This is a genomic window from Thermococcus sp. 101 C5 (genome assembly GCF_009372125.1).
GTDB classification, from domain to species: domain Archaea; phylum Methanobacteriota_B; class Thermococci; order Thermococcales; family Thermococcaceae; genus Thermococcus_A; species Thermococcus_A bergensis.
This window is the reverse complement of the sequence record NZ_WHIZ01000099.1, coordinates 1-4,224: the sequence shown is the minus strand read 5'-3', so window position 1 is coordinate 4,224 and position 4,224 is coordinate 1. Positions and strand designations below refer to the sequence as shown.

4 protein-coding genes are annotated in these 4,224 nt (G+C 43.7%); 2 read left to right on the top strand and 2 right to left on the bottom strand.

The features are described from left to right. Nucleotides 1-230 (bottom strand): hypothetical protein (locus tag GBV73_RS10655; protein WP_152881071.1); only part of this gene is annotated, 230 nt, incomplete at its 3' end. A gap of 33 nt (nt 231-263) precedes the next feature. Here GBV73_RS10655 and GBV73_RS10650 point away from each other — a divergent pair. Further along, nucleotides 264-1,697: a hypothetical protein gene (locus GBV73_RS10650; protein WP_371717096.1), complete on the top strand. Its 1,434-nt coding sequence runs from the start codon at nt 264-266 to the stop codon at nt 1,695-1,697. A 222-nt stretch (nt 1,698-1,919) separates the two neighbouring features. Here the strand turns inward: GBV73_RS10650 and GBV73_RS10640 are convergent, their stop codons facing one another. Next, entirely contained in the window at nt 1,920-3,185 is a 1,266-nt protein-coding gene (locus GBV73_RS10640; RefSeq protein WP_152881250.1) for an adenosylhomocysteinase, read from the bottom strand. A 131-nt stretch (nt 3,186-3,316) separates the two neighbouring features. On the opposite strand from GBV73_RS10640, the gene GBV73_RS10635 reads away from it, so the two are divergent. Beyond that, nucleotides 3,317-3,880, top strand: coding sequence for a cyclase family protein (locus GBV73_RS10635; RefSeq protein ID WP_152881248.1), 564 nt, complete (start codon nt 3,317-3,319; stop codon nt 3,878-3,880). Nucleotides 3,881-4,224 lie beyond the last annotated feature (344 nt).

Sequence of the window (4,224 nt, the reverse complement as noted above, 5' to 3'; positions counted from 1 at the left end):
GGTAGGTTGTAGTATTGTTTAAAGAGGAGTATTGCCAGTATTGTTTTTACTGGAAATTTTTTGGATTTTGGCAGGTTCTTCAGCTTTCCTTCTGATTCGAAGTCTGCTAAAACGTCAAGAATTGCGAATGCCACGCTTTCAGGGTCTTTGAGTCTGTGATCCCATCTGGGGATCACGACAACCACCCGAAAGAATTCAGCAAAAACCCTAATAAAGGTTACTATAAACACGCCCTTTCTAATGGTAAATTTTATATATTTTGAGTGCTTATTATTGGTGAGGATTTCCTTACGCTTGGGGGGACAGATGCAAAGATGGGTAGTTTTGAGCATTGTTGGGGGTGTTTGCTCCTGATGAATCTCCCTCCCAGTACTTTGCTAAAGAATAAGGGGGATGTGATCATGGAGCGCCTATCGATTTTGATTTTTCTCCTATTGTTCTTTCTTTCAAATGTTTCAGCTTCATCCTGCTGGATAGTGGACTATGGAGAGAGCCTTGAAGATGCGCTCGTAACCTCTGAGGGGAGAGTTTTTGCAGTAGGGAGCAGTGTTTTAAGTGTTAATCTTCGAGGAGAACCCTTGTGGGCAATAACGACAGCACGCAGGGATATTAAAATTCATAGGATCGCTTTCACGAGTGAAAAGGATTTAGTAGTGGCTGGAAAGGGGTTTATTGCAAAGTTTAGCCAGACAGGGGATCCCTTATGGATGAAGAAACTAAATGCAATGGATATTGCTACGACTCCCAATGGAGAGATAATCTTTGTTTCTGGGAATATGTTGGTAAGTCTAACTCCCGAGGGTCAAATTAAATGGGTCAAAAAAGCTATGAAACAAAATCAGAGTTCCTTGGAGTTTTCTGGAGTAACTGCAAGTGAAGACAAGATTTTTGTTGTTGGGTATACTTTTGCTCCAGGAGAGGATTATAACGCATGGATTGCTGCTTTTGATTTTGAAGGAAACATCATTTGGCAGAGAGCTATTGATCTGGGATACGATGAATTTGTGGATAAAGTTGATGTGAGCAATGTCTCTGCAGTAGTTGCAGGAGTTTCTGGCTCCCAGCACACTCCATGGATTGGAGAATACTTCGTGATAAAGCTGGATAGAGAAGGCAACCTTATCTGGGCGCGTGAGTTTCTTCCACTGAATCTCTCTGAAAAGATAAGTGAGAGCATATTTTGGTCGATAAAAATCAATGATGTTGATTGCAACTTAAATGGGCAATGTCTTATTGGCGGGAATTTTGTAACTCTCCTCCTTGATGAAAGCGGAGGGCTCTCATGGGCGAAAGGTTTTTCGAGTAATGGTGTTGCGTTAACTGATTCTTTGGCTATATCCGCAAAGAATGTGATCCTCGCATTTCCAGTCAATGGCTCAGGGAGTATTGGAAGAGATGTGCAAGTTGTTTTCTCTGAGATATCCCCAAAACTTATCCCATCAAAATTTGAGTTCCAAAATGCTTCTCTTGCCCTTGAAAATGCTTCCATCAATTTTGTTCCATTAATAGCCCATGGAGAATTCTTGTACTACAATCAAAATTGCTCACAGCTACAGTCCTCTTTGAACACTAAGGAGAGCTTTGTACTGTCTTCGGCAACCCCTGAACAAACAACTACAAGTAGAGAAATTTGTGGTCCTGGTTTTATGCTGTTGATACTTCTAATTTTCCTTGTCAAAAGGTTATTCAAGGATTAGCAACTTATGAGAGCAAATCTTTTTTAACTTTTCATGACAAAAACAAATGGTGGTGGCATGAAAAAGGCTTCACTAATTTTATGCCTTCTCGTTCTTATCGCTGCCACTCCAACGGCCGCAGAAGAGCCAAAGGTTATTATAGAGGTGAACCCGAACCTCGGTTTCTTTTTAAGCAACAACTTCTATAGAGAAAATGGAAACCAGAAGCAACAAAATATAGGATTAAGTCCCGTGCTCCCAGCTTTCCAAGTACCTCTTCTGTTCTTCGGTTAGCTCTTCAATTCCAATACCCATTGCCTTGAGCTTAATCCTTGCGACCATTTCGTCGATCTCTCTTGGGAGAACGTAGACCTTGGGTTCAAGCTTTCCGCGGTTGTCCTTTATGTATTTAGCCGCCATCGCCTGCAAAGCAAAGCTCATGTCCATAATCTCTGCTGGATGTCCATCGGCGGCTGCCAAATTAACGAGCCTGCCCTCTGCGAGGAGGTATAACCTTCTTCCATCCTTCATTTTGTACTCTGTTATGTTGGGTCTTGGGTTGTTAATCTCAACCGCCAAGCTCTCCAAATCGGGCTTTGAAATCTCCACGTCAAAGTGACCGGCGTTTGCCATTATTGCTCCGTCCTTCATTACCTCGAAGTGCTCTCTCCTAATGCAGTTTATGTTTCCGGTTGAAGTTACAAAGATATCACCAACTTTAGCCGCTTCTCTCATTGGCATAACTAAAAACCCGTCCATTCTTGCCTCTAATGCCCTGATTGGGTCTATTTCGACCACTATGACCGTAGCTCCCAGTCCCCTTGCACGCATGGCTATTCCTCTTCCACACCAACCATAACCAACCACAACAACATTTTTACCCGCAACGAGGAGGTTTGTGCTCCGTATTATCCCGTCCCACGTTGATTGGCCCGTTCCATAGCGGTTGTCGAAGAGATATTTGGTGTATGAGTCATTAACTGCTATAATTGGGAACTTGAGCACTCCGTCTTTTTCCATTGCCCTCAGCCTTATCACACCAGTGGTTGTTTCCTCACTTGCACCCCATATTTCCGGTATTAGCTCCTGTCTCTCCTTTAAGACCGTTGATGCCATATCCGCTCCATCATCTATGATAATGTTTGGTTTTATATCGAGGGCTTTGTGCATGAACTCGTAGTACTCTTCTCTGCTTTCTCCCCTTATGGCATATACTTTCACTCCATTCTTGGCTAAAGCCGCAACAACGTCATCCTGAGTGCTCAGGGGATTGCTTGCGGTCGCTGATACCTCGGCTCCGGCGGCTTTTAATGTTAGGAGCAAGAAGGCTGTTTTCATCTCGAGGTGGAGGGTTGCGGCAATTCTAACTCCTTTGAAAGGCTTTTCCTTCTCAAATTCCTGCCTTATGTGCTGGAGAACGGGCATAAACCTCGAAACCCAGTCGATCTTTTTCTCTCCTTCCGGTGCGAGGGAAATGTCCTTTACGCAGTAATCTTTTGTGCAGTCCATAACATCACCTTTTGAGGATAAGGTTAAAGAGTTAAAAAGGTGATTATTAAAGCTGAGTTGCTGCTGAGCTGGAGTGAAAAGCTCATACTTAAAGGTTGCCATTTACAAAGCCTGCATATTGGGGTGGTTGGATGATAATTGATTTAACCCTTGAACTCAGCGAAGAGACTCCTGTATACCCGGGCGACCCAAGGGTTGAGATGAAAAGGTGGGCCACTATTGAGAAGGACGGTTATTACATGAATGCCCTGTTTCTTGGGGAGCACAGCGGGACGCACGTTGACGCTCCGGCGCATTTTATCGCCAATGGGAAGACAATAGATCAAGTGCCACTGGAGAGGTTCATCGGAAAAGGAGCTATCATAGATGTTTCTTACCTGGATAGGAACATAGAGCCCGGAGACATAAAAATGGTGGAGGAGATTGTGTTGTTCTATACCGGTGGAAAGAGCATCTACCTCAGTGAAGAAGGGGCAGAATATTTAGCGGAGAAGGGCATCAAAGCCGTTGGAATCGACAATCCAACGATAGGGGGCTTTGAAGTGCATAAGATTCTGCTCTCCAATGAAATCCTTATTTTTGAGAACCTAACCAACCTCGAAAAGCTCATTGGAAAGGAGTTTACTTTCTTCGGAGTTCCTTTAAAGATAAAAAACGGCTCGGGAAGCCCGGTTAGAGCTTTTGCGCTCATTTAGAAAAGTTTTTAATTTCATGTAGGGATAATGAAGACTATGAGCTGGAAATATGCAGTAGCGTCTGTGTTGCTGTGGTCGACGGTTGCGAGTGCATTTAAGCTTTCTCTTGCCTATTTCACTCCATTGCAATTGCTTTTTTACGCTTCTCTCACTTCACTTATCCTCTTTGCGTTTATATATGGCAAGAGGTTCTCGCTTCGAAATGCGGCCCCTTCTGTATACCTGGGGGCAGTAAATCCCTTTCTTTATCTATTCGGGCGGGAAGACCCCTTCCGATAGGGAGGGGATGAAAGCCCGCAACCCTTAAAACTTCACCTATTAGAAAAATAATAGGTGGTCGCCCA